Origin of the sequence: Myxococcus hansupus (assembly GCF_000280925.3) — a bacterium.
In the GTDB taxonomy this organism is placed as follows: Bacteria; Myxococcota; Myxococcia; order Myxococcales; family Myxococcaceae; genus Myxococcus; species Myxococcus hansupus.
This window is the reverse complement of the sequence record NZ_CP012109.1, coordinates 7,736,370-7,761,585: the sequence shown is the minus strand read 5'-3', so window position 1 is coordinate 7,761,585 and position 25,216 is coordinate 7,736,370. Positions and strand designations below refer to the sequence as shown.

Sequence of the window (25,216 nt, the reverse complement as noted above, 5' to 3'; positions counted from 1 at the left end):
GTAAAGAAAGCATCACCCAGACTGCACGCTGGACGACATCGTCCAGGCGGACGGGGTGACTCCGCCCCAGGGGGGCGGGGGCGCGAGCTGCGGGCTCCCGCACGAGGTGGGTCGCCAGGGACGCTACGGAATGGCCTTCATGAAGACAGGGGGTTATGAGCGAACGCTCATGTCTCTCGTCGAAGGTTCCAAGGTCCGTTACCTCCCGCAGCCCGAATGGGGCGTGGGGCATCTGTTGTCGCTGCAGGAAGAGGGCGCCAAGGCGCTCGTCGCCTTCCCTGCCCGGGAAGACGCCCCGGTGCTGGTGTCCACCAAGGGCGGCGCCCTGGTGCAGTACCCGCTGCCGCCGGGCGAGCCGGTCATCACCTACAAGGGTCGGCTGGCGGTGGTGGTGCGCGAGGAGCCGGGCGCGCGCGGTCTGCGTCGCTACGTGCTGCGCTACATCGAGAATGACGAGGAGGACGAGCTGCCCGAGTCCTCGCTCCGGGCGCTGCCGCCGCGCTCCGACCTGCTGTCCACCCTGCGCGAGGGCCGCGTGGGCGACGCGAGGGCCTTCACCCTGCGCAAGCAGGCGCTGATGCTGGACGACGAGCGCCGCTGCGACGCCCTGGGCGCGCTGCTGGCCAGCCGCATCATGGTGAAGCCGCACCAGGTGGGCGTGGTGCAGCGCGTGCTGTCCGCCCGCCGTCCGCGCTTCGTGCTGGCGGACGAGGTGGGCCTGGGCAAGACGATTGAAGCGGGCATGGTGTTCAGCGCCCTGCGCCTGTCGGGCCTCGCGCGGCGCTGCCTGGTGGTGGCGCCCAGCCACCTCACCGTGCAGTGGCTGGTGGAGCTGTTCCACAAGTTCAACCAGCTCTTCACGCTGATGGACTCGGACCGCTATTCGCAGTCGCTCAAGGAGGCGCCGGACGTGTCGCCCTGGGCGCGCTTCCCGCTGGTGGTGACGAGCCTGGAGATGCTCCAGCGCAGCGAGGAGCACCGCCGCGCGCTGGCCCAGGAGGATGCCTTCTGGGATTTGGTCATCATCGACGAGGCGCACCACCTCAAGGGCGAGCGCGCCTTCGAGGCCGCGCAGGTGCTGGCGAAGAACACGTGGGGCCTGCTGCTGCTCACCGCCACGCCCATGCAGTTGGACCCGGCGGAGTACCACGGGCTGCTCACGCTCATCGACGCGGCCACGGCGCCCACCGTCGCGGGCTTCGAGGCGCGCCTGCAGCGTCAGGAGGAGCTGTCCGCCGCGGTGCGCGCGCTGATGGAAGGGGGCAAGCCCTCCGCCGCGGTGCAGGCGCTGGCGAAGCGCTTCCCCGAGGACACGAAGCTGTCGTCGCTGAAGGACCGCGACGCGCTGCTCCAGCACCTGGCGGAGACGTACAGCCTCAGTGACCGGCTGGTGCGCAACCGCCGCGCGGTGGTGGGCGGCTTCTCCACGCGCCGGCTCCACCGTCACCCGGTGGCGCTGTCCACCGAGGAGCTGAAGGTCCGCGACGCCGCGCTGGCGGTGCTCGCGGGGGGCAGCCTGCGCGGCGCGCCGCTGGGCAACGTGCTGCGACGGCTGGAGTCCAGCCCCGCGGCCTTCGCGGGCGCGGTGCGCTCCAACCCCGTGTTCAAGGGGCAGGCGGACGCGCTGCGGCTGCCCTCGCGCGACGCGAAGTTCAGCGCCTTCCTGGGTGTGCTGCGCGGCATTTGGAAGACGGAGCCCGCGGCGAAGGTGCTCGTCTTCACGGAGAGCCGCGACACGCTGGACGCGCTCCAGGCGGAGCTGGGGCGCGAGGGCGTGGAGGCGCTGGGCTACCACGGTGATTTGCCGCTGCTGGAGCGCGACCGGCAGGTGGCGCGCTTCCGCGACCCGGAAGGGCCCAAGGTGCTGGTGTGCACCGAGGTCGGCGGCGAGGGCCGCAACTTCCAGTTCGCGCACCACCTGGTCCACTATGACTTGCCCTGGAGCCCGGCCACGGTGGAGCAGCGCATTGGCCGCCTGGACCGCATTGGCCAGACGCACCCGGTGGACATCCACGTCTTCGACCCGGCGGGCACGCTGGCCTCCGACGTGTTGATGCTGCTGGCGGACGCGGTGGGCGTCTTCGGCGAGACGGTGGGCGGCCTGGACGCGGTGCTGGAAGAGGTGGAGGCGCGGCTGGCGGAGCTGGCGCTGCTGCCCCGCGAGGCGCGCATGGCGTACGCGCAGGAGTTGAAGGCCCGCGTGGAGGCGGCGCGCGCGCAGGTGAAGCGCGCGTATGACCCGCTGCTGGACGTGCGCAGCTTCGACAAGCCCGCGGTGGAGCGCCTGGTGAAGCGCGCCCAGGAGCGCATGGGCATCGAGGCGGACGAAGACGAGGACGAGGACGGGGAGGACGCGCCGTCCAACGTGGAGGACGGGTTGTGGGGCATCGCCCGCGACCTGGACGAGCGCCTGGAAGAGACTGTCACGGAGCTGGCGCGCCGGGTGGGCATCGGCGTGGACATCGACGAGCAGGTCGAGGCCTTCCAGGTGGCCTTCCAGTTCGGCCACGCGCTGAAGGTGGACGGACTGCCGGGCATCGACGTGATGGAGGACCACACCCGGCTGGGCACCTTCTGGCGCGACACCGCGGTGGAGGCGGAGGAGCTGGAGTACTTCGCCACCGGCCACTCGCTGGTGGAGGCCCTCTTCGGCTTCCTGCGCGACGGGCCCTATGGCCGCAGCGCGTTCCGCTTCATCGAGCGGCGCGGGCCCCAGAAGGGACGTGGCGTGGAGCTGCTCTTCCACGTCCAACTGCCGGAGCCGGAGGACACCTCCCCCGGCGCCCGGGTGCCCAGCCGTCAGCTCGCCCGCTTCCTGGAGCGAACGCTCGTCCATGTGGTGGTGGCGGACGCGGGCGGGAAGCCCAAGTCCGAGCCCACGTTGCTGCCCGCGCTGGAGAAGGAGGGCAAGACGCTCAAGGGCGACGAGGTGTCGCTGGCCTTCCCGGGCTTCGCGGACTTCGTGGACGCGGCGGTGCCCGTGGGCCACAAGGCCGCCGAAGCGGACCTGGCCAGGCTGGCCACCCAGGCGCGCAAGGCCATTGAAGCCGAGCGCGACGCCGCCGTGGCCCGCCAGCGCCTGTCCCTGGGGCACCAGGGCCTCTCCACCGAGGCCGTGGAGGCGCAGCTCGCCGCGGAGCACGCCCATTACGAGGCGCTGCTGGAGGCCCTGGCGGGCGCCAAGGTGGTGCTCGATTCGGCCTGCGGATTCGTCCTCAATCGGTGACCGGAGGTCAGTGCCGGGTGGGGTGTCCACCGGTGGACGCGCGAGGGGGTGTTTCTAGCACTTCGGGGAATACCGCTTCTGTTCTCCCAGTGAAATCGCGCGTCTTCAGCCCGCCGGGCCATTTGACCGATTCCTCAATCAACGAGAAAGAGGATGGTGGAGGCGCGCATGATCCACCGGAGCACCCCACGCACACGACGTCAGTCGGGACAGGCCGCGGTGGAAGCGGCGCTGACCCTTCCGCTGGTGGTGTTCCTCGTGCTGGGGACACTGCAGCTCTTCATGATGCTGCAGGCGCGCATCCTGGCGCAGGTGGCGGCGTACCGTGCGGTGCGCGCGGGCAGCATCAACCACGGCAACTGCCTGCCGATGATGCACGCCGCGCTGGTGACGATGCTGCCCACCGTGGCGCGCACGGACAGCGCGGAGGCGCTCGCGGCGGCCTTCTCCCCGCGGCGTCACAACCACTACCGGGTGAGCAGCTCCTACGGGCGGGACTTCAACGAGCCCCTCATCGAAATCGTCCGTGAGTCGCCGGACTCGGGGTGGGCGCAGGACCTCACCGGGGGCGAGGACCTCCTCTTCGACCAGCCCACGGACAACGCGGCGGCGCTGCGGGCGCGCACGTTGGAGATCCGCATGGTGGCCTGGTACTACATGCGCATCCCGTTCGCGAACTGGGTGATGAGCCGCATGCTGCTCGCCCACTTCAACATCCAGCGCTACACGGCCGCCAACCCGCTGATGCCGGTGCAGCGCCGCTCCGCGTGGTGGGGCGAGACGGACGCCACCCTGGGCCGTGATGGCTGGCCCGGGGGCGATTTGGGCACGCGCATGCTGCGCTGGAGCGAGCAGGGCCACTTCCTGTTCCCCATCCAGGTCAACGCCGCCATGCGGATGATGACGCCCGTCATGTCCGAGCACTTCATGGGAGGTCCCGCGTGCAATCTCCACGGCTCATGAGGCGCGCGCGCAGAGGTCAGGCGCTGGTGTTCTTCGCGCTGACGCTGCTGCTGCTCGCGTTGATGGTGTTGATGACGCTGGGCTTTGGCATGCGCGCCAAGGAGCGCGTCGAAATCCAGATGGCCGCGGACGCTGCGGCCTACAGCCAGGCGGTGGCGACGGCGCGCGCCTTCAACGCCATCGCGGTGATGAACCGCGCGCAGGTGGCGCACATGGTGGCCATGGCCGGCACCCAGTCGCTCATCAGCAACAGCAGCCAGGAGTACGCGGCCCACGACGTGGCCTGCCCCGGCGTCATCCCGCCGCCCGTGTGGTTCGCCGCGGACACGGCCGCCGCCACGCAGGTGCAGCAGCTCCAGGGCCGGGCCGGCAACATGTACCGGGCCGGGCTCAACATCTACGGCCGGCTCCTGAGTGACCACATCGCGAGGCAGGACCTCACCCGGCGCGTCGCCCAGACCGTCAATCCGGAGCTGCGCGCGCCGCCCGAGGGCGCGGCCAAGAGCTTCTCCGAGCTCAACGGTGGCAACGACGTCCCGGAGCGGGACGCCGTCATCCAGTCCATCAAGGCGGGCACGTACAGTTGCGGCGTGGGTGACGGGACGCTGTGCCCGTCTGGCGGCGGCATCCCCGCGCTCAACGCCACCATGGGCAGCATGGGGTGGACGTGGGTCCACAACCGTCCGGGCGGCAGCGCTGGCTTCGGCACGGGTGGCGCGGCCGTCTCCACGGCCTTCCGTCGGTACGGCTCGGCGTCGCAGATGGACCCGTCGACGTACAACACCATCTCCGGCCGGAACTCCACGGCGCATGACCATGGGCGCGTCGTCTATCCCTCGCGCTGCCCCACGGCGCCGCCCATTCCCCCCGTCGCGCTGGACGCGTGGGTGATGTCCGACGAGTTGCAGACGCACGAGGACCAGCACGTGTATGGCGCGCGGTTGCCTCCGGGGCAGGCGCCCGAGGACGGCGTGCCGCCCTACGAGACGCACACGCTGGGCGCCTGCGTCGTGTGCCCTGGCATCTGGCCCTACTCCATTGGCTACAACGTGGACGAGCTCCAGGCGGGGGCGTCCAACCACTTCGGCCAGCCCAAGCTGTACAGCATCCTGTACCGGGACTACGCGAGCGATGAGCGCCGGGCCCGTCCGGACCCGTGGAACCTCTTCTTCCGCTTCCGCTTCGCGGGGACCGAAACGGAGTTCGACAACAGCAGTCCGCTGGGCCGCATCCGCCCCACGGGCCGTGAGGACGTGCAGCGCAACCAGGTGGCCCTGTCGGCGGGACAGGTCTACTACCACCGGCCGCGCCCCGCGGCGCAGGGCGGCGGGTGGCGTGAGCCTCCCAACTTCCTCAACCCCTTCTGGCGCGCCACGCTGGTGAGCGCCGAGGGCTCTCGCGATGACCGGCCCGCGGACAGCCTGGGCGCCGCGGGCTTCTCGGGCCACGCGCGGACGCTGCGCGAGCTGCACTCGGTGGGCTACCGGGGCGGTGGCCCCAGCGACAGGGGCTACTGACATGCGCAATCGCCACGCACGCGGTCAGTCGTTGGTGGAGACGGCGCTGGGCACGATGGTGTTCGTCACCATCCTCCTGTTCGGCATCTACTTCGCCGAGGTGGGCGTGCTCTCGCTCAAGGTGCAGGAGGCCGCCAACTTCGCCCTGTGGAACGCCACCGGGCGCGTGATGCACGACCCGCAGGTCAACGAGTGGGGCCGTCGCGGCACGGTGCTCGCCGCCGAGGCGGAGGCCAACAACCGCTACGCGGACTTCGACGGGCGTCAGCGCATGGGCCGCACGGGGGTGGCCATCCAGCAGGCCATTGCCCGCGCGCAGCCCATCCAGGTCGACTGCCGCCCGGAGCTGCCGGGGAACGTGCGCGGGCTCGTGATGGCCGCCGCCGACCCGGACCTCGGGGGCACGCTCGTCATGGGCACGCAGGGCATGGGGTGCACCGCGTCCTCGAGCATCCGTGGCGTGCGCATTGGCCGGTACCTGGAGGAGGGGCGCTCTGGCTTCTTTCAGGAGTCACAGCGCCGGGCGGCGGATGCCTTCACGGTGTGCGCGGCGGGGCGTGCCTCGGGAGGTCGCTGCACCGCGCGCTTCGGCATGCTCTTGGATGACTGGGGCCTGTCGGGTGTGGAGGAGGGCCGGTCCTGCGCGCTCAACATCAATGGCGCGCGCCGGTGCGCGAACCCGGACTACTACGAGTGGGCCCAGCGCGTGTACCGGGCCAACGGCGGCGGTGGCAACGCTGGCTCCGCGCTCGCGGGGCTCACGGGGGCGGACGGTGTCAATGAAGACCAGTTCTTCATGAGCTTCCGTGGCGAGGAGGACCGCTACGAGGAGAACCTCGGCTCCACGCACGCCGGAGGTCAGGCGCGCTGGGAGGTGACGCCCTTCGAGGCGCCGAACATCCGCTCGCACAACGCCAACCGCGCGAACCGCTGGCTCGGAGTGCCCCGTTGAGGTGGAGCTGGGGGCTGCTGGGCGCGGCGTGGCTGGCCGGTGCGGCGCCCGTGGCGGCTCAGGATGTGGTGGGGCGCAAGCCGGTGGGCGCGGCGCCCGTCGCGGCGCGTGAGTCAGCGGCGCGGGCATCTGGCGTGGCACGGGGCACGGCGGCGAGCGCCTCGCCCGGTGCGGCGGCTCGGGGCTCGGCAGCGAGCGCCTCGACCGGTGCTGCGCCAACAGCGGTACGGGGCCCGGTGGCGAGCGCTTCGCCCGGCGCGGCGCCTCAGCACCCGGCGGCGAGCAGTGCACCCGACGCAACACCGTTGGAGCGGCCGCGCTTCGCGTGGCCCCGCGTGCAGGTCCTGGAGTCCGTCGACTCGAGCGAAATCGTCGAGGCTGGCGGCATCCCCGTCGCGCTGCGCGCGGTCCACGCCAAGGAGCGGCTCGACGCGCTGGTCCAGCGCTTCGCGGACGCGTTCCTCGCGGCGGGCCTGCACGTGCCTCCGGGAAAGGAGCAGCCCCAGCTCGCCAGCGGCGCGGTGATGCTCACCGCCATCGATGGCCACCGAGGCATCACGTACACCGTCATCTTCCAGCCGCAGCCGGACCGCACCACGCTGCTGTACCTCGGCGAGGCCAACCACGCGCTGCGCAGAGACCCGGCGGCGGCGGGTGACTTCGCGCCCATGCCCGCCCACGCCAGTCAGGTCCTGCGCGTGAATGGCGAGGGCTCACGGACGCTCGCCTTCCACGTGCCCCTGTCCGGCGCGCAGGTGGACGCCTTCTACGCGGACGCGCTGAAGCGCGCGGGCTGGACCCTGGAAGACGGCGAGACGTCCTTCTACGTGCGCCCCGGCGAGGAGCTGCGCGTGGTGCACGAGCCGGGCGAAGGCAACCAGCGCGCGGTGGTGCTCGTGTACCGCGGCGGGCGGACCGTGGTGCCTCCCGCTCCCGGGCCCGGCCCCGCCGTGGTGCGCTGAACCGGCGGACTCAGGCGCGCAGCTTCTCGCGCAGCGCCTTGGCGCGGCCCTGCATGTCCGGGTCCATGCTGGTCAGCTCGACGGACTTCAGGCGCTGGTCCAGGCTCTGCGGCACCTTGGTCTTCAGCTTGCCTTCCTCGCCGAGCACCTCCAGCTTCGCCAGCGCCTTGTCGACGATGCGCTCGCGCGGGTGGTCCAGCAGGCTGTCGAGGAAGTACGCGTCCTCGGGCATCTCCGGATACTTCTCCAGGTAGTCCACCACGGCCTTCACCCAGTCGGCGCGCGTCTCGGACTCCGTGACTTTCTGCATGGCCTGCTTCTGGGCCTTGCGCTTGCCTTCGGGGTCGAACGTCTTGGCCAGCCCCTCCGGCAGCTCGCCGCCGGTGAAGAGCGCGTCCGCAGCGGCCTTGTACTTCTGGTAGCTCGCGCTGCGCTCCAGCTTCTGCTGCGCCGGGTCATCCTGGCGGGAGGTGTACTTGCTGCCCTTGGCGCGGCCCGCGTCGATTTCACGCCAGCTCTTGGAGCGCTTCCCGGAGAAGCCGCCGCCGTTGTCGTCCCTGTCCTTGGCCATCCTTCATCTCTCCTTGCGGGCGCCCCAGAGCGCCGCGAGTCCGCGATGGACGAGGCGCCGCACCACCTCCAGCTCCTGCGAGGACAGGGGCTGTTCCTCGTCCTGCTCCGCCTCGAAGAGCGCCTCGTCCGCGTAGTCCTTCAGCGGTTGGGGCACTGGTGGAGCATCGGTGTCCGCCTCCAGCACCGCCGGGTTGACGGACGTGAGTCCCGGCGGCCAGCCCAGCTCCAGCATGGCGTACAGCTCGAGGAGCAGGTGGCGGGCGACCCCGTATCCTTCGTCCGTGAGCGCCGCCGCGTCAAGCGCGCCCAGCAGCGCGTCCTGTCGGTTCTCGAAGGCGTGGGTGAAGCGCGTGCGCGTCTTCTCGTCGTCCTCCAGGTAACGCCAGGCGCCTTCCACGAATTCGCTCGTGGGAACCCCGGGGTGGAAGGGCGCGGGCGCGGTGGCCTTCACCTTCTTCGGGCGGGGCGGGCGCGCGCCGTCCTCCATCCGCACCTGTTTGCCTTCCTCCACCAAATCCCAGAGGCCCAGCAGGTTCTGGTACAGCCGCCGGGCGATGTCGGGCGAGGGGAAGCGCGGCTCCTCGTCGAACAGCGAGGGGATGACGTCGCTCACCGGCACGCCCTGGCCGAGGGCCTCCCGCATGCGTTCGAGCACCTGGGCGCTGTTCAGCGAACTGCCCGCCAGGTCCAGCAGGCCGTCGAGCGTGGGGGCGCCTTCGAACTGGCGTTGGAACTCATCACCTTTATCGCGGGAGCGGCTCATGGGGTCGGCACGCTAAGCACAGCGGGCAGGCAGGCGCACGAAGCTTCACGTCTCTTCAGGCCATTCGCCCATGAGTGCGTCTTGCCGCTCCTTGGGGTTGGAGGTCCACGCGTAGTCGTCCGGCACGTGGCCGCCGCCGTGCGCGGCCCAACCGTCCCAGCTCACCTGCGACTTCATGAAGGCGTCGGTGGGCTCCTCCGTCACCTCGCGGCGATTCTCGGGGACCTCGAACGGGGTTTCGATGGGCTCGTCGGGAAGGGTGATGGGCATGGGCCTGCTCCTCCAGGCGGCCACACCGCGCGAGATGTCCGGTGCCACACGCGGCGAGCGCCTTTCGTTCAAGGTAGGAAGGCGCAATGCGTTCGGGGAGCGGGGAAGCCAGGCGGACAAGCGGTGGGCCGTCTTCCGTTTCGGGCCCTCCGCCCCTAGTCTCCGTTCACACATGGCAGAAACCTCCGTGGAGACGCTGAAGTCCGCGGTGCAGGCGCTCTACCGCGTCCACGCGGTGGAGGGCCCGCCGGGCGAAAATGGGCTGCGCACCGTCTGGCATCTGTGCCCGGACGGCGCGGAGCTGATGTCGTTGGTGGACCTGGATGGCCGGGTGCGCCGGCAGGAGCTGACGCTGCTGGAGGACCACTACGTGTGGGCCAGCGGCGAGGGCGTCCGCACCGGCCATCTGGAGCGCGCCGCGGGCGCCAGGGCCGCCGCCGCCGCGGTGGTCCAGACGGACCCGGAGCTCGTGCCGCAGCGTTTGCTGCGCGCGGCGCTCGCCATGGGCACCTACACGGGGCAGGACCGTTACCTGCTCCACATGCAGCGCGTGCTGGCGTTGGCGCGAGAAGGACTGGAGATGAAGGGTGGTTCGCAGCGTCCGTCGGAGCCCACGTTGCCCGCGGTGGAGGCGCCGCCGGTGACGGCTCAGGCCCTCTTCGACGTGCCACCCACCCAGCAGCCGGGGACGGTGGTGGTGGAGAACGTCGAGCCGCCGGTGGTGAGGCCCGGCGAGGGCATGACCATGGTGTGGGTGCTCGCGCTGGGCTTGCTGGTGGGCCTGGGCATGCTGGCGTTCATCCTGGCGGGCTGAGCCAGGGCGCGCCGGGTCACGACGGTGACGCGGTCATTCCGGGTGCGGGGACCTCGCCGTGTCCGGCGGGGATGGCCACGGGTGCGTTCTCGGTGGCCGAGCTCACCGGGTGCGCGTCCAGCACCAGCAGCACCGCCACCGCGGTGGCGGGGACGAGCCGGGCGGACCAGCCCAGGGGCGTGTGGGAGTCCTCGCCCGCCCGCCGCGCCATCAGCGTGAGGCCCAGCACCGCCAGCACGCCCGTGAAGGTCCACCGCAGCGCGCGCAGGTTCGCCGTCGCCGCCAGTCCGGCGGCGATCAGCTCCGCGCGCTCGGACTCCGGCATGCGCGCCAGCCCCGTGAGGAAGCCCAGCAGGTGGCGGGCCTCGAGCGCGCCCACCATGGCCACCGACGCCAGGGACGCGGAGACGCCGCTGGCCAGGAGCAGTCCCCGGCCGCGGTGGCCCGCGTCCTCCCGGACGCTCGCGGAGCCGAAGTGCGCCAGCACCAGCCCCAGCGCCACGCCCATCAGCAGCGCGGTGCTCGTCCATGCCCCGAGGAGTCTGGGCGCCATGGCCTCACCCGTGCTGGCCGCCAGGACGACGCCCGCCTCCACCACGTCCAGGCGGGGCAGGGCGGCCAGTGCCCGATCCACCAACACCTCGGTGCCCATCAGCCCCAGCATCCAGGGCAGCGTGGCCAGCCCCAGCATGGCGGACAGGGGCACCCGCCGCTCCATGCCCGTGCTCACCAGCGCCATGGCCAGCAGGGGGACCTCCAGCGCCAGCACCAGCACCACCAGCGCGCCAAACGGCCCGGCCGCATGGAACGCGCGCGTCACGCCCTCCGTCCCATCCAGCAGGGGACCGAGTGTGAAGCACCACACGAACACTGTGAAGGGCACGGCCAACGCCAGGGGAAGGCCTGACGCCAGACGAAGCCGGAGCGGAACGAGCATTTCAGGAGAGAGTAGTCTCTCCGGTGAAGCCTGTGAAATTAGACCGGGGGACGACCCACGAGCCAGTAGATGACGCTCGCCAGCGCCCCCGCCACGGGAGAGACGAGCACACCTGTCAGGTAGAGCTTGGGACATCCGCCCTCGGCGCAGCCGATGCGGCCGTAGGCCAGCACGCCGGCCAGCAGCAGGGGCACGTGCATACCCATGAGGAAGACGCCGACGCCGCGCAACACCAGCCCGCGGTACCAGGTGCGTGTCCACAACCGGAAGACGACGGGGAGCAGCAGCAGCGTCAGGGTGGCGGCGAAGGCCAGGGTGCCTTGCCGCGCTGAGATCGCCACACAGGCCACGGCCGCGAGCACCAGCGCGGGGATGAGCAGCAGGCCGTTGAGGGACAGGGGCTCCCGGGGTCGCATCGAACCGGAGCGGGACGGTGGCAGAGGGGCCGGGTGGGGGCAAGGACGGAAGCGTGCGCGGTGTCCATCAGCGGCCAGGGCGCACACCGCGCCCGTGCCCACCCGCTCAAGCCGCGACGGCGCCTTCGCCCAGAAGCTGGGTATAGCGGCCCCGCAGGGCCAGGAGCTGCGCGTGGGTGCCGGCCTCCACCACGCGGCCGCCTTCCACGACGGCAATCAGGTCCGCGTCGCGGACGGTGGACAGCCGGTGCGCGATGACCAGCACCGTGCGCCCCTGCATCAGCGCCACCAGGCCTTCGCCCACCGCCGCCTCGCTGGCCGCGTCGAGCGCGCTGGTGGGCTCGTCCAGCAGCAGCACGGACGGCTTGCACAGGAAGGCGCGCGCCAGCACCAGCCGCTGCCGTTGTCCGCCCGACAGCCGGCCGCCGCGTTCACCCACCGGCTCATCCAGCCCGCCGGGCAGCGCGCGCACGAAGTCGTCCGCGTGCGCCAGCCGCAGCGCCTCCCACAGCGCGTCGTCCGTGGCCTCGGGCATGCCCAGCCGCAGGTTGTGCCGCACGGTGCCGGAGAAGAGCACCGGCTCCTGGGGCACCCACGCGACCTGGCCGCGGACGCTGGACGGCTTCAGCGTGGACAGCGGCGCGCCGTCCCACAGCACCTGTCCCCCGGAGGCGGGGAGGAAGCCCAGCAGCACGGAGAAGAGCGTCGTCTTGCCCGCGCCGGAAGGGCCCACCAGCGCCACGCGCGCGCCCGCGGGCACCACCAGGTCCACGCCCCGCAGCGCCTCGCGCCCGTCCGAGTAGGTGGCCCGCACGCCCTCCAGCTTCAGCTCGCGCGCCAGCGGCCCGGCCGTCTCGCCCACGTCCGTCGGGGACGGCTCGTCCGCCATGGCGAAGAGGCGCTCGGCCGCGGCGAGCCCCGTCAGCACCTGCGACAGCGTGCCGCTGAGCGACTTCACCGGCTGGTACAGGAGGAGCGCGGCCGCCATGAAGGAGAGCAGCCGCCCCGCCAGCGCGGGGTCCGCCGCCACCGCGCGCGCGCCCCACGCCACCGCCATGGCCACGCCCGCGATGCCCATCAGCTCCACGGTGGGGCTCACCGCGCCGCGCAGGAAGAGGGAGCGGCGCATCTCGTTCAGGTACTTGTCCGCCTCCACCTCGAAGGCGTCCAGCGCGCGCGGCTGGCCGTTGTAGGCCTGCACCACCGGCAGGTTCTGGAGCTGCTCGGCGGTGATGGCCGTCAGCGAGCCCAGCCGCTGCTGCGAGCGCGCGGCCACCTTCTTCAGCGAACGCGCGAAGCGGTTGATGGGCAGCACCGTCACCGGCACGACGATGAAGGTGAAGAGGAACAGCGTCCGGTCGATGAGGAAGCAGGTGACGAGCAGCGCGATGATTTGCAGCCCGTCCTTCACGTACGAGGTGAGCGCCTGCGTGATGGAGAACTCCACCAGCGGCACCTCGGCGGTGAAGCGCGACACCAGCTCACCAGAGTGGCGCTTCTCGAAGAACGCGGGCGGTTGGCCGAGCAGCCGCCCATAGAGGAAGCCGCGCAGGTCCGCCATCACCCGCTGCCCCAGCCGCTGCATCAGCCCGCCCTGGAGAAACTGGGCCGTGGCCTTCACCGCCGCCACCGCGACCACGAGCAGGGGCAGCCGCTTGAGCAGGGCATCTCCCGGCAGCGACACCCCGGCGACGGTGACGGGCTCGTGGGTGAGCACCGCGCGCAGCAGGGGGCCCACCACCCAGGCATAGGCGGACGTGGCGATGGCCGCGGCCACGGACGCGCTCACACCCGCGGCGAGCAGCAGCCGGTACGGGCGGAGGTAGCCGAGGAGCCGACGGTAGACGTGAGGTGAAGGACGGGGAGCCACTGTTCGGCGGCGGACTCTGTCACTGAGTCGCCAGAACGTCCAAGGCTACCGGGTGCTGGAGTCTGATGCCTTGTCGGCTGCCCTGCCACCGGGCGCCTGCAGCGCACAGGCCAGTTCCATTGCCCACCTTCAACCCTGCGGACAGGTTCAGGGGAGCCATGGAAACCAATAACGAAAAAGAGGCCCTGCTCAATCCGGGCTGTGAGCCGGTGGTGGAGGACGAGGAGCGCCGACGGCTCCTGTGGCTGATGGCCGAGTACTTCCGCACCATCGGTTATACGGACATCAAGGCGCGCCTTCCCGGGTTCATGCCTCCTCCCATCCTGTCGGGCACCATCGAGGACCACCGCCCCGACTTCACCTGTCGACAGTCTGATTCGGCTCGCACGCCCATCATCCTGGAAATCGTCACCCCGCACATGGTGGAAGACCCCACGGCGGAGAACCGCTGGAGCCTGCTGGCCAGCGCCGCGAAGCTGTACAACGCGGAGCTCCACTTCGTGGTGCCCAAATGGGCCTCTACCGGCGCCGTGGATCCGGCGCTCAAACGCAGGCTGGCCCGGATGGAGCTGACGGCCAACCGCGTCTGGACCGTCTGACGGTCCGACTTCGCCACACCGCGCCCCCGCCCGGTTGCCCTCTTGGCACCGGGTGGGTCGGGGGCTCCGTGTGTTCCCGCTGGATTGCCGGTGCGTTTCGCTGCGTTATAGTGACTCGAGTTTTGACGCAGCGTAGAAAAGCACAGCAAATTCCAGGGGTTGTAATCAATGCCAGCGGCGGCGGGTCAGAAGCGCGACTACTACGAGGTCCTGGGCGTCCAGAAGTCTGTTTCCGCGCAGGAGCTCAAGAGCGCGTTCCGCAAGGTGGCGCTGCAGTACCACCCGGACCGCAATCCGGGGAACTCGGAGGCCGAGGAGAAGTTCAAGGAGGCCTCGGAAGCCTATGAGGTGCTGAGCGACCCCGAGCGGCGGGCGAAGTACGACCGCTTCGGGCACGCGGGCAACCCCTTCGACGGCTTCGGTGGCGCCGGGGGCGGGTTCCAGGGCGTCAACATCAACGACATCTTCGGCGAGATTTTCGGCGACATCTTCGGCGGTGGCCGGGGTGGGCGCAGGACGAGCTCGCGTGGCGCGGACCTGCGCTACAACCTGGAAATCACCTTCGAGGAAGCGGCCTTCGGCTGTCGTCCCAAGGTGACGATTCCGCGCCCGAAGAAGTGCGACACGTGCTCCGGCTCGGGCAGCAAGAGCAACACCGGTCCCCGGCCGTGCTCCGGCTGCGGCGGCAGCGGCGAGCTGCGCTACACGCAGGGCTTCTTCGCGGTGTCCCGGCCCTGCGGTGACTGCGGCGGCACGGGCGCGGTGGTGCCGGACCCGTGCACGCGCTGCAAGGGCTCCGGCAAGGTGCCCTCCGAGGAGGTCATCGAGGTGGCCATCCCCGGCGGCGTGGACAACGGCACGCGCGTGCGGCTGGGCGGCATGGGTGAGCCCGGAGACCGGGGCGGCCCCGCCGGTGACTTGTACGTCACCGTCATCGTGAAGGAGCACCCGCTCTTCCAGCGCGAGGAGTACGAGGTCTTCTGCGAGGTGCCCATCTCCTTCACGCAGGCGGCGCTGGGCGCGAAAATCGACGTCCCCACGCTGGACGGGAAGGTGAAGATGACCGTCCCCAACGGCACCCAGTCCGGCAAGGTGTTCCGGCTCAAGGGCAAGGGCATCCCCCACCTGCACAGCCAGCAGCGGGGAGACCAGCACGTGCGCGTCGTGGTGGAGACGCCCACCGAGCTGTCCTCGAAGCAGCGCGACTTGCTGGAGAAGTTCGCGGAGGCCTCCGGCGAGGAGTCGCACCCGCAGTCGAAGAGCTTCTTCGCCAAGGTGAAGGAGCTGTTCGGCTGACGACGGTTCGCGGGCGTGGGGCCGCGAAGGTGCGGCCCTCATGCCGCGCTCGCCCTGCGAGCGGGCGCCGCGCCGCGGCGGGCGGCCGTGGGCACGGGCGCTGCAAACAGGGGATTCTGGCAGTGGAATCTTCCCCCCGCTCGGGTGTCGACGGGGGCGCACCCCACTGCTATGCACGCCCCTGCCATGGATGTCCTGCCCACCCTGCGCCGCTCGCTCGTCATCGCCCTGGCCCTGCTGCTGACGGCCTGCCCTCGTTCCTCCCGCACGCCTTCGGGCCGTGACAGCGGAGGGGATGTCCCCACGGGAGACCCCTTCCCCCGGCGTCCCACGGTGGAGGCGAAGAAGGACCCCGCCGCGGACACGGCCCTGGCGCAGGCCGCCCAGACGGCCCAGTCCACCCCGGACAAGAAGAAGGCCGCGGAGGCCTACCTGTCGGTGCGCAAGGCGTATCCCGCCACCACCGCCGGTCAGGACGCGCTGTATCAGGCGGGCGTCCTCTTCTTCGAGTCCAAGGACTTCGTCAACGCGCGCAAGAGCTTCAACGAGCTGCTCTTCGAGAACCCGCTCCACGCGCAGGCGGATGACGCCAAGTACAAGCTGGCCGTCTCCGCCATGGAGGTGGGCGCCTACCGCGACGCGTACCAGACGCTCGCAAGCCTCGCCGAGCGCGCCTCCGGCGCCGAGCGCACCGCGCTGCTGAACCAGGCCGCCCGCGCCGCCGAGGGCGCTGGCCTCTATGGCCAGGCGCTGCAATTGGCGGTGGACGAGGCCGGTCAGGCCCAGGGTTCCCAGGCGCAGGCCGCCGCGGTGGCCAAGGTGGAGGCGCTGGTGGAGGGCCGCGCGGGCTTCGTGGACATCGCCCGCGTGGCGGAGGGCCTGTCGCCGTCCAACCCGGCGTGGCCCGTCATCCACTTCAAGCTGGCGCGCATCTACTACCACCTGCGGGACTGGACGCGGCTGGAGGAGACGCTGAACCGCTTCCTCGCGGAGGCGCCGAACCATGCCTTCGCGCCGCAGGCCCGGGAGCTGCTGGCGCGCGCCACCCGCCGCGTGGAGGCCCGCCCCCGCACCGTGGGCGTGCTGCTGCCCATGACGGGCCGCTACCAGCCCATTGGCGAGGCCGTGCTGCGCGGCATCCAGCTCGGGTTGGAAGGCAGCGGCGTGGAGCTGGTGGTGAAGGACACGCAGGGCGACGTCAACAAGACGGGCCAGGCGATGGAGCAGCTCGCCTTCGACGACGGCGCCATCGCCGTGCTGGGGCCGCTGCTCGGAGACGACTCCAAGCGCGCGGCGCTGCTGGCGGAGGAGCTCCAGGTGCCGCTGCTCACCATGAGCCGCCAGGAGAACATCACCGACCTGGGCACCTTCGTCTTCCGCAACATGCTCACCAACGCCGCGCAGGCGGAGGCCATCGCCGACTACGCGATGAACGTGAAGGGCTACAAGCGCTTCGCGGTGCTCTACCCGAACATCCCCTACGGCGTGGAGCTGGCGGATGCCTTCTGGGACGAAGTCGTGGCGCGCGGCGGCGGGGTGCGCGGCGCGGAGCGGTACTCGCACGACCAGACGACCTTCACCACCGAGGCCAAGAAGCTGGTGGGCCGCTACTACCTGGATGACCGCGGCGACTACATCGAAGGGCTGCGCGACGTGCAGGGGGAGAACCTGGACGCGTTCCGCCGCCGCAAGGCCTTGGAGAAGGTGAAGAGCGGCGTGGAGCCCATCATCGACTTCGACGCCATCTTCATGCCGGACGACTGGCGCCGCGTCAGCCTCGTCGCGCCCGCGCTGGCGGTGGAGGACATCGTCACCAACGCCTGCGACCCGCGCGATTTGGAGCGCATCCGCAAGACGACGGGCAAGAAGGAGCTGAAGACGGTGACGCTCTTCGGCGCCAACCAGTGGAGCAGCCCCAAGGGGCGCTCGGGCCTGCCGGAGCTGGTGGAGCGCGGCGGCAAGTTCGTCACCTGCTCGGTGTACGTGGATGGCTTCTTCGTGGACTCGCAGCGCCCGGCCACGCGCCGCTTCGTGCAGCAGTACCGGGAGGCCTACCGGGCGGAGACGGGCCGCGACCCGGGTTTGCTGGAGGCGATTGGCTACGACTCTGGCCGGATGTTGCGCCAGCTCATGGAGCAGAAGGATGCGCCGCGGACCCGCGCGCAGATGCGCGAGTCGCTCTCCAACCTGAAGGACTTCGACGGCGCCACCGGGCGCACGTCCTTCAACGAGAAGCGCGAGGCGGTGAAGCAGTTGTTCCTGTTGTCCATCGACAACAAGGGCGTCACGGAAATCAACGTCGAGAAGGAGCGGCAGAAGGCCGCCTCGGCGTCAGGAGGCTCGGGGACATGAAGGTCGTGAGGGGGGCTGTCGCACTGCTGGTGGGCGGGTGGGTGGCGGTGGGGAGTTCTGGCTGTGCACACGCACCCCCTCGGGTGTCCCCGGAGCTGAGCGCGCGGCTGGACGCGGAGCCGGGCACCTGGCTGTCCGGCAGCGCCGCGGGCCTGGTGCCCAGGGCCGTCCTCAACAACAAGGATTTCATCTGGGGCCTGGCCTTCGCGCCCCAGGGGGCCCGCGTGGCGTACTCGCGCCTGGGCAGCAAGTCCTACTTCCTCTCCGTCTGGGAGCTGGGCTCCGCCGCGCCGACGCTGCTCGCGGACCCGGCCATCAACCCCAACGAGTTCGACGTGGAGGGCGTGGCCTTCTCGCCGGACGGCGCGTGGGTGGCCACCGCGGGGAAGGACGGCGTGGTGCGCCTCTTCGACGCCGCCACGGGCGCCCTCAAGAGCGAGCGCCGCACCGAGGAGCCGCTGGCCGTGGTGGCCTTCCATCCGGTGCTGCCCTGGCTGGTGGTGGGCAGCTACAAGGGACTGATGACGGTGCTGTCCTCGCCCGCGTTGGAGTACGGCTCCGAGGAGCGCGGACACGTGGGGCAGGTGAGCGCGCTGGTCTTCGCGCCGGACGGGACGCTGTACTCCGGTGGCTGGGACAAACACGTGCGCGCGTGGCGCACCGCCGTGGAGGCGCTGCGTCCCGGGCAGGCGCGCACGCGCTTCGAGCGCCGCGCCGGCTCGGTGGTGCTGGGCGGCACGATGAACGACAAGGCGCCGCTGTCCTTCGCGGTGGATGCGCGGGCTCCCGCCCTGGTCCTCACCCGCGAGGCGGCCGCCTCGGCGGGCATCGACGTGCCCTTCCTTCAGGAGACGGTCAACGTCCCCGGGCCGCTGGGCACGGTGGCCGCGCGGCTGGCGCGGGCCCAGTCCCTGCGCTTCAAGTCCATGCGCGTGGAGGGCGTGGACGTGGCCATCTGCGACGCGTGTGTGCCGCAGGGGCTCCAGGGCGTGTTGGGCGCGCCGTTCTCCGAGCGGGTGGAGGTGGCCTTCGACGAAGTCACGCAGGAGGCGGTGCTCGCGCTGAAGGGCGGCCCGTCCGACAGCGCGCCCACGGTGGAGGCGCTGGTGCTCGCGCGGCGTTCGGACTTCACCTTCCCGGCCTTCGTCAGCGACGTCACGGTGGACGCGCGCGGGCAGCGGCTGGGCGTGGGGCTGTCGGAGCAGAAGCCGGAGCGCGACCGCGCCGTCTATGAGCGCGAGCGCAAGGGCGTGGAGGAGCCCCAGGGCCCCTTCAACGCGGGCGTCATCGTGGACGCGGGCTCCGGTCAGGTGCTGTCGAAGTGGCCGCTGCACCACGGCGTGGTGGCCACGGCGGCCATCTCTCCGGACGGGCGCTCGCTGGCCAGCGGGGGCTGGGACAAGCGCGTGTACCTCTTCACGGAGGGCGACGCGGGCGCGAAGGGCGAGCACCGCTTCGACTGGTCCGTGCGGCGCGTGCGCTTCAGCCCGGATGGGCGCTGGGTGGGCGTGGCCGCGTGGACGCCGCAGGTGGCCAGCCGCGACGGCGACAGCGACCCGGCGGCCGTGCTGCTGGACGTGGCCTACACGTCGCCCACGGTGGAAGGGCTCGGCGCGTCGGGGGCCTCCGCCGCTCAGTAGTTGAGGTGGATGTCGCTGGTGGGCATGCCCAGCGCCTGGAGCGTCTTCATCACCCCCTGCACCATCTCCTTCTGGCCGCAGAGGAAGGCGACGGCGGAGGGGCGCAGGGGGCCTTCTCCCAGGTGGGCCTGCACGTAGCCGGTGAGGCCCTGCCAGCCGCTGGCCCCGGGCTGGCTGACGGTGCGCACCACGCGCACGCCGCCGGCCTCCCATTCCTGCAGTTCATCCCCGTAGGCGAAGGCGCCGGGCGTGCGCGCCCCGAAGTAGAGCGTCACCTCGCCGTAGTCGCCGCGCTCCCGCTGGATGCTGGTGATGACGGAGCGGATGGCGGAGATGCCCGAGCCGGTGGCGAACAGCAGCACGTCCTGGCCCCGCGCGCGCTCCATGGGGAAGCCCCGGCCCTCCGGGCGTGACACCTCGACGCGGGCGCCCTTGGGCAGGCCGATGAGCGCGTCGGGCAGGGGGCTGCCGACCTTGAGCAGGAACTCCCAGTGCGTCCCCTGGGGCCCGGGCGGGGAGGCGATGGCGAACAGCCCCTGTCCCACCCCAGGCAGGCGCAGGTGGACGTACTGGCCGGGCCGCTCGTGGGTTCCGGCCAGGGGCGTGCCCCGCACGTCGAGGACGAGGTCGGTGAGGCCGTCGGCGGCGGGCGCACTTTCAGTGACGGTGGCGGGGTGCCAGTCGGGCATGTCGCGGTTCTAACCCACACGCCGTCCGCGTGCCGCCCCTGCTAGCCTGGGGGGGTGAAGAGTCTGCTCTGGATAACTCTGTTCATGCTGGGCCTGGCCGGCGTGGTGATTCCGCTGACGTACCTCTACACGGCGAGCAAGCTGCCGCCGCTGGAGAGCGAATTCGACGTGGAGAAACAGCTCAAGCACAGCATCGAAGGCGAGCGGATGAGCCTCCGCGCGGGGCAGTACGAGCGCAACCCGCGCCCCATCACCTTCTCGCGGCCGGACTTCTCCAAGCTGCCCAAGGATTTGGTGGCCCTCTACATCCGCCACATGGAGTGCCCTCGGTACTTCCAGACGCCGCGCGAGGACGGCCCCAAGTGGGCCTGGCGGCTGTTCGCGGGGGTGCTGCTGGGCACGGCGCCGCCGGGAGATGGCGCGTGTGAGCGCATCCTGGCCATGCGCATCGCCGATGCGCTGGGCATCAAGGGCACGCGCGAGCAGTCCGTGGCCGCCCACCGCATCCACACCTTCCTGCAGAAGGACCAACTCATCGCGTACGACCTGGCCACCATCTACTTCGAGCGGGGCATCGTCGGCGTGGAGGACGCGGCGCTGAAGCTCTTCAACAAGGAGCTGGGGGAGCTGAAGCTGGAGGAGCTCGCGGAGCTGCAGCTCGCCCTGCCGCCCTACTACGACTACCGGAGCATCAAGCTCTGCAAGAACCCCACGGTGCTGCGGCAGAACCGCAACATGTTGCTGGAGGACCTCGCGGGCTGGCGCCTGGTGAGCGAGGACCGCGCCCGCAACGCCATGGACCAGCCGCTGGCCTGCTCGCGCTGAGCGTCGCTAGCGAATCATCCCCGCCACGCCCGTGACCTTCTTCAGCAGGTCGATGCGGGCGGGGGCGCTGGTGTCGGCGCGGGCGTCGTCGCGGTACTTCGCCAGCAGGTTGCGCGCGGCGTTCGCCTTGGGGGCGTCGAGCTTCCCGGACGTCTCGAGCCGCTCCACCCGGCGCTCCAGCCGGTCGATGCTCTGGAGGATGTCCTCCAGCGTGGGCGCGGATGACTTCATCGGCCGGGGCGGAGCGACGGCGACCTCGGCTTCGGGGCGCGCCCGCACGGCCTTCGCGCGGGTGTCGGGCTCGGAGGCCGCCCCGGTGCCGGCGACGGCCTCCGGGACCTGGGGCTCCAGCGGCGCGGCTTCCACCACCGGGGCCCGCGGGGGCGTCTCCACGGGCGGCGCTGGCGGGGGCGGGGTGGCCGCGGCCTGAACGGGAAGCACGGGCGCGGTCTTCACCGGCCCCGTGAGCGGCGGGATGAGCGCGTTGGCGTTCGAGCTCCGGACGATGACGGCCGCGGCGCCCGTGAGCAGCACCCCGGCGAAGGCCAGCGCGGCAATCAACGGCAGGTGCTTGCGCAGCGGGCTTGGGGCCCCGGCGGTGCGCGGCTCCTGGGATGTCAGCTCCGCCGTCAGCTCCGGGGGCACCGGCACCGGCGTGGTGGGGCGGCGCGAGTCCGCCTCCGCCGCGGCGGACTTCTCGAAGCCGGGCGCGAGCGCGCTGGGGTTGGAGCGCGTGGAGGCCCGCAGGGTGCGCCGCAGCTTTTGCAACTGCTGCCGCAGCGCGTCCGCCGAGTTGGGCCGCGTCTCCGGGTCCTTGGTGAGCATCTGCAGGATGAAGGCGTCCAGCGCGGGCGGCAAATCGGACACGAACTCCGACGGCCGGGGCGGCCGTGCCTCCACGTGCTTCATCAGCAGGTCCACCGGGGAGCTGCCCACGAAGGGGAGCCGGCCGGTGACGATTTCGAAGGTGACGACGCCCAGGGCGTAGAGGTCCGTCATGGGCCCCACTTCCTGGCCCCGCGCCTGCTCCGGCGCCATGTACTCCGGCGTCCCCACCACCATGTCCGTGCGCGTCTGCGCGGTGCGGCCGGTGGGGCCCTGGCCCCGCTTGGCGAGCCCGAAGTCCAACACCTTCACGTAGCGCGAGCCGTCCGGCTGCTGCACCAGGAAGATGTTGCTGGGCTTGAGGTCGCGGTGCACCACGCCCGCGCCATGCGCGGCGGCCAGCGCGGCGAGCACCTCGTCGAGCAGCGCCAGCGCCTCCTGCACGGGCAGCCGGTTCTTCTCCGTCAGCACCGCGTCGAGCGCCTGGCCCTCCAGGTACTCCATGACGATGTACTGCCGGCCGTCCGGCACCTGGCCGAAGCCGAAGATGTCGATGATGCCGCGGTGGCGGATGGCGTTGACGGCGCGGGCCTCGGCGAGCAGCCGCTCCACCTGTTCGGTGGAGTGGGCCAGCTCCGGCCGCAGCACCTTCACCGCCACGCGCTTGCCGATGAGCGGCTGGATGCCTTCGTACACCAGGCCCATGCCGCCCACGCCAATGCGTGAGCGCAGCTCGTACTCACCCAGCTTCAGGCCGATGAGCGGGTCTCTCTGCGGTGCGGCGGGCAGCGGTTCCGGGGGGTGCACCACGACGTTCGGCTCCTCCACGCGAGCGGGTACGTCGAACGACGTCAACACCACCGTCCCATCGCGTGGGCACACGGCGGTGTCGGCAGGTACGGCGTGGCCGCAGGTATCGCAGATCAACTCGGAAGCCATCTCTAACCGGGAAGCAGCGTACCAGGAGGGAGCCGGGTGGGGCGATGTGCTCCGTCCAGGAGTGCCTGTCGAGCGGTCAGGCGCAGCACGCCTTCGCCCACGGACAGGCACTCCAACGTCGGACAGCGGACGCTACGGGTTGGGCGCGGTGCAGCCGACGTCCTGCCGCTGCTCGCCCGTGCTGCCCGTCTGACCCGGACCCGCTCCCCCTGGACCGCCCAGGCCCAGCTCGAAGGTGATGCCCGTTTCGGTGACGACGACCCCCGAGCCCGGCCCGCACCAGACGCCCACGGACGGGCCACCACCACCGCCGCCGCCGCCGCCGCCCGGGCCACCGTTTCCTCCAGGACCCCCGGGGCCGCCGTGGCCGCCCGTCGTCTGGTACGACAGGATGTTGGGCTCCGTGCCCCGAAAGCGCGTGACGTTGCCGCCCACGCCGCCTGCGCCGCCCGGGCCGCCCGCGCCGCCCGGTCCGCCCGAGCCTCCCTCTCCTCCGGGGCCTCCGCCGAGCGTCCGCAGCACGCTGCCTTGCTCCACGGCCACCTGCGAACCGGCGAGCAGCAGTGAGATGGAGGCACCGCCCCCGCCGCCGCCGCCGCCGCCGCCACCGCCGCAGCCGCCCGCGCCGCCCGCGCCGCTGCCTCCGCCTCCCGCGACGCTCACACCCGGCACGTAGCAGCTTCCTCCAGACCCGCCGCCGCCGCCGCCGTGGCCTGAGGTGCCATCGCCGCCCGCCTCACCTGCCTGGAGCGGGTCTGGGGCCCACGTCGCGTCCTGCACCTGGCCCAACCCCGCGCCGCCTTCGCCCGAGGCACCCGTGCCGCCATCCACGCCAGCTCCACCGGGGGCGCCCGGCGGCGGGTTGCAGATGCACTGATTTCCAGAGCACGCGGCATCCGCCATGTCGCCGCCCCTGCCTCCCGCGCCGCCATCCGCGGGGCTGCCAGCTTCACCGTCGTTGCCAGGCCGGCTCCCGGCGTTGCCAATCATGCCCGCGCCGCCGTTGGGCTGGGTGCCGTCCGGGCAGTTCGCCTCCGCGGGGTAGCCCCCCTCGCCCACGTCGGAGTTGTTGATGCCTCCATCCTGGCCCGCTCCGCCAGGGAGCCCCTCGGTGCCTGAAGCGCCCACGGCACCTGGGGAACCCGGGCCACCTCGGCCCGCGGCGAGCGTGACGTGACGGAGGCGGAGCCCCGTCGAGTCCACCGTGCGCAAGGCGATGGACGGCTCACCGGCCCCCGTCGCGTTGGCCGCGTGGATGTCCACGTACTCCACGACGACGCCCGAATCGTGCAGGCCGCGCACGGTCATCCCCAGCGAGCCGGCATCGAACCGGGCCACCTGCTCCGCGCTGCGCCGCCAGCCGCCGCCGCGGCCGCTGTAGCCGCCGTGCAGCGAGACGGGGACGTCCAGCACCAGGCCCGCTTCGTCATAAGCGCCGCCCGCCAGGAACAGGTGGCTGGGGCCGGGGCCGCCGTCCAAGCCACGCACCATGGCCAGGGCCCGGCCCACGGTGCGCAGCGGCGCCTGCCGCGTGCCGGTGCCCGCGTCGTCGTCCCCGTCCACCGGGTCGATGAAGAGGCCCGCGTCCGCCTGGCCATCCACGCCGTCGCAGTCGGTGTCCGCGAAGGTGTCGTCGGGCCAGTCGGTGCCGGGTTGGGGCGTGCAGGCGGCGACGTTGGGCTCGCAGCGGCCCTCGTCGCTGCAGCGCTGCCGCGCGCCGTCGAAGTCGTAGCAAGCGCCCGCGGCGAACGTGGCCACGATGGCGGTACCCGTGGCGCCGAGCATCCTCGTCTTCCGCATGACTCTCCTCGAACTCAAGGCAGCGCCCCGGACAGGCCCACCATGCCGCCGCCGGGAACCAGGGTGACGGCGGGCTGCACCGCCGGAGCCTCTTCGCCCGGCAGCAGGAACATGACCGCGCCCGCGACGACCCCCGCCGCGCCCAACCCGAAGGCCACCCGGCTCATCGTCTGGGCCCGGCGGCCCGACGACGCGAGCCCGTCCGCGTCGCGCAGCGGCGTGTCCGGCGTCCCCCCGGTGTCGAGCTGTCCGTACTTGTCACCGGCCTGCTTGTAGAAAAACGCGCCCGCTCCGACGAGCGCCACGCCTCCCGCGGCGGGCAGCCAGGACCAGCCGCGCAGCGGGTGGATGCGCTCGGGGACGGGCTCGGGGGCCAGCGGCTTCGCCTCCACCACGGTGGGGGCGGGAGGCGGCGGCGGGGGCGGCTCGACGGGCGGCGGCGCCGGGGGCGGGCCGCGCAGGGCCGTCTGCGCCACGGGCAACACCGCGTCGAGCGACTGGGTGAGCGAGTCCAGCAACTGCTCCTCGCGCACCCCGGGGATGAGGTGCTCGGTGACGAGCGCGCCGTCGGTGGACGTGTAGATGCGCGCACCGGTGCGGTAGCCGCTGAGCAACTGGCCCAGCTCCGTCACCAGCACCAGCTCCGTCTTGCCCGCGGCGCCCAGGGAGCGGATGCAGGCGGGCTGCGTGCGGTTGCAGCGCAGCAGCGGGCGGCGCTTGGCGGCGGTCAGCTTGCGGGTGATGTCCTCGATGCGGACCACCACCAGCCCACGGGCCCGGAGCTGCTCGGCCACGTGTTCCTGAGCGAACTCGACGACGTGGGAGGGGGCTCCCGCCGCGTCAGGCGGCGCGACCAGGACGGAGAGGGGCGGCGGGGGAGCCGCGGCGGGCGCCTGGGTGGCCAGGGTGAGCGCGGCGAGGAGGGAGATCCACACGCAAACACTTTCCCCCTGACACGACCTCCTCGCAAGGTCGGGAATCACCGCCC

General features: G+C 71.7%; 21 protein-coding genes. 11 read left to right on the top strand and 10 right to left on the bottom strand.

Annotated features, from left to right (window positions below):
• Window positions 1-169 precede the first annotated feature (169 nt).
• The 5 genes from A176_RS30380 (at window position 170) to A176_RS30360 (ending at window position 7,620) form a co-directional block, all read left to right on the top strand.
• Window positions 170-3,226: a helicase-related protein gene (locus A176_RS30380; protein WP_002637877.1), complete on the top strand. Its 3,057-nt coding sequence runs from the start codon at window positions 170-172 to the stop codon at window positions 3,224-3,226.
• Between the two features lie 153 nt (window positions 3,227-3,379).
• Window positions 3,380-4,189, top strand: a complete 810-nt coding sequence (locus tag A176_RS30375) for a TadE/TadG family type IV pilus assembly protein (RefSeq protein WP_002637876.1) — start codon at window positions 3,380-3,382, stop codon at window positions 4,187-4,189.
• Window positions 4,186-5,706 (top strand): pilus assembly protein, encoded by a 1,521-nt coding sequence (locus A176_RS30370; protein ID WP_226994030.1) that lies wholly within the window; start codon window positions 4,186-4,188, stop codon window positions 5,704-5,706. Before A176_RS30375 ends, A176_RS30370 begins: the two co-directional genes overlap by 4 nt.
• Window position 5,707: 1 nt before the next feature.
• Window positions 5,708-6,658: a hypothetical protein gene (locus A176_RS30365; protein ID WP_002637874.1), complete on the top strand. Its 951-nt coding sequence runs from the start codon at window positions 5,708-5,710 to the stop codon at window positions 6,656-6,658.
• The gene (locus tag A176_RS30360) at window positions 6,655-7,620 is read left to right on the top strand and encodes a hypothetical protein (RefSeq protein WP_021781376.1); all 966 of its coding nucleotides are present in this window, start codon (window positions 6,655-6,657) and stop codon (window positions 7,618-7,620) included. Before A176_RS30365 ends, A176_RS30360 begins: the two co-directional genes overlap by 4 nt.
• A gap of 10 nt (window positions 7,621-7,630) precedes the next feature.
• On the opposite strand, the gene A176_RS30355 is transcribed toward A176_RS30360, so the two are convergent.
• The 3 genes from A176_RS30355 to A176_RS30345 are packed head-to-tail and all read right to left on the bottom strand — an operon-like array spanning window position 7,631 to window position 9,226.
• On the bottom strand, window positions 7,631-8,191 hold the full coding sequence (locus A176_RS30355) for a hypothetical protein (RefSeq protein ID WP_002637872.1): 561 nt from the start codon (window positions 8,189-8,191) through the stop codon (window positions 7,631-7,633).
• 3 nt (window positions 8,192-8,194) lie between these two features.
• Window positions 8,195-8,956: a hypothetical protein gene (locus A176_RS30350; protein WP_002637871.1), complete on the bottom strand. Its 762-nt coding sequence runs from the start codon at window positions 8,954-8,956 to the stop codon at window positions 8,195-8,197.
• Window positions 8,957-9,001: 45 nt separating this feature from the next.
• The gene (locus A176_RS30345) at window positions 9,002-9,226 is read right to left on the bottom strand and encodes a hypothetical protein (protein ID WP_002637870.1); all 225 of its coding nucleotides are present in this window, start codon (window positions 9,224-9,226) and stop codon (window positions 9,002-9,004) included.
• A gap of 172 nt (window positions 9,227-9,398) precedes the next feature.
• Here A176_RS30345 and A176_RS40315 point away from each other — a divergent pair, with 172 nt between their 5' ends.
• On the top strand, window positions 9,399-10,040 hold the full coding sequence (locus A176_RS40315) for a hypothetical protein (RefSeq protein WP_226994029.1): 642 nt from the start codon (window positions 9,399-9,401) through the stop codon (window positions 10,038-10,040).
• Window positions 10,041-10,056: 16 nt separating this feature from the next.
• Here the strand turns inward: A176_RS40315 and A176_RS30335 are convergent, their stop codons facing one another.
• The 3 genes from A176_RS30335 to A176_RS30325 all read right to left on the bottom strand — a co-directional run bounded on the left by A176_RS30335 (window position 10,057) and on the right by A176_RS30325 (window position 13,263).
• Window positions 10,057-10,923 (bottom strand): hypothetical protein, encoded by an 867-nt coding sequence (locus A176_RS30335; protein ID WP_226994028.1) that lies wholly within the window; start codon window positions 10,921-10,923, stop codon window positions 10,057-10,059.
• A 92-nt stretch (window positions 10,924-11,015) separates the two neighbouring features.
• Entirely contained in the window at window positions 11,016-11,393 is a 378-nt protein-coding gene (locus A176_RS30330; protein WP_002637866.1) for a hypothetical protein, read from the bottom strand.
• Window positions 11,394-11,499: 106 nt separating this feature from the next.
• Window positions 11,500-13,263, bottom strand: coding sequence for an ABC transporter ATP-binding protein (locus A176_RS30325; protein ID WP_002637865.1), 1,764 nt, complete (start codon window positions 13,261-13,263; stop codon window positions 11,500-11,502).
• 158 nt (window positions 13,264-13,421) lie between these two features.
• Between A176_RS30325 and A176_RS30320 the strand changes: the two genes are divergently transcribed.
• The 4 genes from A176_RS30320 (at window position 13,422) to A176_RS30305 (ending at window position 19,150) form a co-directional block, all read left to right on the top strand.
• Window positions 13,422-13,862 (top strand): hypothetical protein, encoded by a 441-nt coding sequence (locus tag A176_RS30320; RefSeq protein ID WP_002637864.1) that lies wholly within the window; start codon window positions 13,422-13,424, stop codon window positions 13,860-13,862.
• Window positions 13,863-14,030: 168 nt separating this feature from the next.
• Entirely contained in the window at window positions 14,031-15,158 is a 1,128-nt protein-coding gene (dnaJ, locus tag A176_RS30315) for a molecular chaperone DnaJ (protein ID WP_002637863.1), read from the top strand.
• A 186-nt stretch (window positions 15,159-15,344) separates the two neighbouring features.
• Window positions 15,345-17,510 (top strand): penicillin-binding protein activator, encoded by a 2,166-nt coding sequence (locus A176_RS30310; protein WP_002637862.1) that lies wholly within the window; start codon window positions 15,345-15,347, stop codon window positions 17,508-17,510.
• Complete coding sequence (locus tag A176_RS30305; RefSeq protein WP_002637861.1) at window positions 17,507-19,150, top strand: WD40 repeat domain-containing protein; 1,644 nt, start codon at window positions 17,507-17,509, stop codon at window positions 19,148-19,150. Before A176_RS30310 ends, A176_RS30305 begins: the two co-directional genes overlap by 4 nt.
• On the opposite strand, the gene A176_RS30300 is transcribed toward A176_RS30305, so the two are convergent.
• Window positions 19,144-19,839, bottom strand: coding sequence for a ferredoxin reductase domain-containing protein (locus A176_RS30300; RefSeq protein WP_002637860.1), 696 nt, complete (start codon window positions 19,837-19,839; stop codon window positions 19,144-19,146). The two genes, A176_RS30305 and A176_RS30300, sit on opposite strands and share 7 nt — an antisense overlap.
• A gap of 84 nt (window positions 19,840-19,923) precedes the next feature.
• Here A176_RS30300 and A176_RS30295 point away from each other — a divergent pair, with 84 nt between their 5' ends.
• Entirely contained in the window at window positions 19,924-20,664 is a 741-nt protein-coding gene (locus A176_RS30295; protein WP_002637859.1) for a transglycosylase domain-containing protein, read from the top strand.
• A gap of 6 nt (window positions 20,665-20,670) precedes the next feature.
• Here the strand turns inward: A176_RS30295 and A176_RS30290 are convergent, their stop codons facing one another.
• From A176_RS30290 to A176_RS30280, 3 genes are all read right to left on the bottom strand, one after another.
• Window positions 20,671-22,428, bottom strand: coding sequence for a serine/threonine-protein kinase (locus tag A176_RS30290; RefSeq protein WP_044890385.1), 1,758 nt, complete (start codon window positions 22,426-22,428; stop codon window positions 20,671-20,673).
• Window positions 22,429-22,560: 132 nt separating this feature from the next.
• A complete protein-coding gene (locus A176_RS40920) occupies window positions 22,561-24,228 on the bottom strand; it encodes a hypothetical protein (protein ID WP_002637857.1) in 1,668 nt (555 codons plus the stop codon).
• Window positions 24,229-24,242: 14 nt separating this feature from the next.
• Entirely contained in the window at window positions 24,243-25,163 is a 921-nt protein-coding gene (locus A176_RS30280) for a hypothetical protein (protein ID WP_002637856.1), read from the bottom strand.
• Window positions 25,164-25,216: the final 53 nt, after the last annotated feature.